The 3,582-nt window shown below is 57.9% G+C and carries 4 protein-coding genes; all 4 read right to left on the minus strand.

Annotated features, from left to right (window positions below):
• The coding region (locus VL003_RS03965; RefSeq protein WP_325439793.1) for a gamma-glutamyltransferase family protein at nucleotides 1-1,201 on the minus strand (1,201 nt) is incomplete at its 3' end.
• 32 nt (nucleotides 1,202-1,233) lie between these two features.
• Complete coding sequence (ilvE, locus tag VL003_RS03970; RefSeq protein WP_325439795.1) at nucleotides 1,234-2,172, minus strand: branched-chain-amino-acid transaminase; 939 nt, start codon at nucleotides 2,170-2,172, stop codon at nucleotides 1,234-1,236.
• A 188-nt stretch (nucleotides 2,173-2,360) separates the two neighbouring features.
• On the minus strand, nucleotides 2,361-2,825 hold the full coding sequence (locus VL003_RS03975) for a MarR family winged helix-turn-helix transcriptional regulator (protein ID WP_325439797.1): 465 nt from the start codon (nucleotides 2,823-2,825) through the stop codon (nucleotides 2,361-2,363).
• A gap of 229 nt (nucleotides 2,826-3,054) precedes the next feature.
• Nucleotides 3,055-3,582, minus strand: a 528-nt coding sequence (locus tag VL003_RS03980; RefSeq protein ID WP_325439799.1) for a bile acid:sodium symporter, incomplete at its 5' end; no start/stop codon positions are given.

Below are 3,582 nucleotides of genomic sequence, written 5' to 3' on the forward strand. Positions count from 1 at the left end.
GGCCCACTTGGTTGGGGTGCCCAGGCTTCAACGAAAAACCCATGCCGCGGTTCTGCAGGCTGATGCCGGTGCCCGGCACCACCACCCCGGAGCCAAACCCTTCGTAGTTCGACTGAATGAACGACACCATCATGCCGTTCGAGTCAGCCGTGGCGATGTAAACGGTACCGCCTTGTTTGGGGGCGCCCGCCGCAAACTCGCCGGCCCGTTCAAAGTCGATCTCTTGCGCCCGCTGCTGCAGGTAGTTGCGATCCAACAAGCTTTGTGGATCGATGCGCAGGCTGGCCGGATCGCTGACATAGGCTTCAGTATCGGCAAAGCCGATTTTCATCGCCTCGATGCACAGATGGATAACTTCCACGCTGTCGGGCTCGTAGCGATCAAGATCAAAATGCGTCAGCACGCCCAACGCAATCAGCGTGGCCAACCCCTGTGCGTTGGGCGGAATCTCGTGCACGCTCACGCCGGCAATATCCTGGCTTAGCGTGCCGCACCAAAGTGGCTGAAACTCGGCAAGATCCTCGTGCGTCATCAGTCCGCCATGTTCGGCCGAGTGACGTATGAGCGCGTCGGCCAGTTTCCCACGATAAAAGGCTTCGCCCCCTGTGGCGGCAATGGCTTGCAAGGACATGGCCAGATCGGGATTGGTGAAACGTTCTGCGGGCCGCGGTGCTCGCCCCTGGGGCATAAAGTACTGCCCGAACCCGGGCTGGGCCTGGTACTTGGGTGCAATCGTCGCCCACAACTTGCTGATGACCGGGCTGACCGGAAAGCCTTGAGTCGCGTAGCGGATGGCCGGTTCGAACAGACGCTCGAAGGGTAGTTTTCCCATGCGTTCGCTCAGCGCCCGCCAGGACGCAACCGCGCCCGGAACAGTAACGCTTTGCCAACCGCGCCCAGGCATGCGGTCTTGGCCGGCAAAGACTTGCGGGGTCCACGCCGCCGGACTGTGCCCCGACGCGTTCAAACCGTGCAGCGTCGACCCGTCCCACACGATGGCGAAAGCGTCACCACCCACGCCCGAACCCGTGGGTTCAACCACCGTGGTGGCAATGGCGGCCGCCAGGGCGGCATCCACCGCATTACCACCCTCGTGCAGCATTTGCAGTCCCGCCTGCGCCGCCAGGGGCTGCGAGGTGGCAACCATATTACTGGCACAGACCACCGGGCGCTGCGACCCGTACGGTAGGGAATAATCCATGACCCGCATTTCGATTCCTTCAGGCAGACCGCTTATTGCGTCAGGCTCTCTGCTTGTGCCGGCACCACCGTGCGCCACTCGGGATAGCTGCCGTCCTTGCCACGCACGACGCCGAAATACAGCTCCTGCAACTGGCGAGTGATGGGGCCGGGCCTGCCTGTGCCGATGTTCCGGTCATCCAGCGACACCACAGGGGTCACTTCGGCGCCCGTGCCCACGAACAGCATCTCGTCGGCGATATACACGGTATCGCGTGTGAAAAACTCTTCGCGCACACTCAAGCCGTTGTCGCGGGCGAGCGTAATAATGGTGTCGCGAGTAATGCCATCCAGAATGTAGGTAAGCGGCGGGGTTACGAGTTCGCCCTTGCGCATGATGAACACGTTTTCGACGGACCCTTCGGCCACGTACCCTTGGGCATCGAGAAACAGGGTTTCGTCATAGCCCTGACGCACGGCCTGCGTTCGCGCCATCTGGAACAACATATAGTTGCCGGCCGCCTTGGCCTTGGACATGTTTGAGTTGATGTGATGGCGGGTATAGGAAGAAGTGACCACCTTGGAGCCGTTTTCCAACGTTCCCTTGCCCAGGTATTCACCCCAGTACCATGTGGCGATCCCTACGCTGACCTTGCAGCCTGTGGGATTCAAGCCCATGCCGCCCGAGCCAATGTACGCCACCGGCCGCAGGTAGCACTCTTCAAAACCGCTGACACGCACCGTCTCCACGCAAGCGTCGATAATTTCTTGCTCGGTGTAGGGAATATCCAGGCCAATGATTTTTGCCGACTTAAACAGACGTTCGATATGTTCCTTCAGACGAAATATCGCCGGACCGTCGGGCGTCTTGTAGGCGCGAATGCCTTCAAAGACCGAATAACCATATTGAAAACTATTGCTGATGAAGTCCACGCGCGCATCCGCGGCGTCGAACAACTCTCCGTCTATCCAGACCTTGGTAGGTTTCTCCATGACTCCTCCTATTCAATGAACACCGCGCATCTATTGCTCGAATCCCGCGCGTTTATTGTTTACATACCCGGTAAAGCTGTAAGTTCTGTTCTTGGCTGCTGGGGGTTGGCCCGAAAGGGTAGTGCCCGGGCTTAGTACGTCGGGTCGATCCGCTCCGTCAGGCTGACTTCGGGTCTTGCTTTAGCCGCCTATTTAATAGGCGATGCCTTCAGGTTTTGCAGCATCTTCATCAAGGTTTGGTGCATCATCTGAAGGTCCTTCTCCTCGATATTGCGGATGGACCATTCGTATTGAGCGACGGCGGCCGGCAAAATGGCCTGTAGCCGGCGTTCTCCCTCGGCGGTCAATGTGACCTGACGCGCACGCCCATCGCTTTCGATCGGACTGCATTTCACACACCCGTCCTTTTCCAAGGCATCAATGGTGCGGCTAAGCGTAGAGGGAGCGGTCAGCGTAGCTTCGATCAGCTCGCGCATGCTGGACGGATTGTGACGCGTGAGCGCGATGAGCACACGATATGCACTGGTGGATTGATTAAACGGCTTAAGCGACTGAGTCAGGCTCAACGCCAAGCGTTCGGCCACCTGGCGAAGCAAATACGCCGTGCTCACTTCCTTCACCACGCGGTCTTCGCTCTCGATGCTGAACGTCATAGTGTCTCCAGATCGTTCCAATATTTATTTCTTATATCGTTCCATTTGGAACTAATTATGGCAAAGTCTAGTGTCGTTGGCACCGGAGCGCAAGCGTTTTTTAAATTATTTTTAGAGAAACTTGTAAACGGTCGTCACGCATTGAGAACGACAGGTTTGCGACGCGCAGCACAGTTCACCTGCTTGCTGAGGCCCAAGCCACCACCGCAGCGAACCGGCGCCAAATACCTCACGACTTGGTGGTGACGTGTGCTGCGATGGCCTCATTGGCTGCCTCCATCCGACGGGACCAGTGTTGAGCCAACATGGAACACAGCATCAGCTGCAACTGATGGAACAGCATCAAAGGCAGCACCATAAAACCCACGGTCGACGCAGTGAATAAAATTTGCGCCATGGGTATGCCGCTGGCCAGGCTTTTTTGCGATCCGCAGAACATTACGGTGATTTGGTCGGCGCGATCAAAACCCAGCATGCAGGCCAACTTCCAGCTGACCAACAGCACGACGCCCAATGCAACAGCGCACACCAGCAGCAAGGCCCCCAGCACCGACCACGTCACCTGACTCCACAACCCTTGCACGATGGCAGCACTGAAGGCGGTGTAAACGATCAGCAGTATGGAACCCCGATCGACTAAAGGAATCACGCGCCCGAACTTCTTCAGCCACTTCTGGGCATAGGGGTGCAGAAGATGCCCCACCAGGAAGGGGAGCATCAGTTGCACGAAGATTCGGCCGGCCATGCCCAACGTGCC

It is taken from the genome of Pusillimonas sp. (assembly GCF_035515275.1).
GTDB lineage: Bacteria > Pseudomonadota > Gammaproteobacteria > Burkholderiales > Burkholderiaceae_B > Pusillimonas.

Excerpts from the sequence above, each read along its gene's own strand:
- ilvE (WP_325439795.1), bottom strand. The coding sequence starts at position 2,172 with ATGGAGAAACCTACCAAGGTCTGGATAGACGGAGAGTTGTTCGACGCC.
- VL003_RS03975 (WP_325439797.1), bottom strand. The coding sequence starts at position 2,825 with ATGACGTTCAGCATCGAGAGCGAAGACCGCGTGGTGAAGGAAGTGAGC.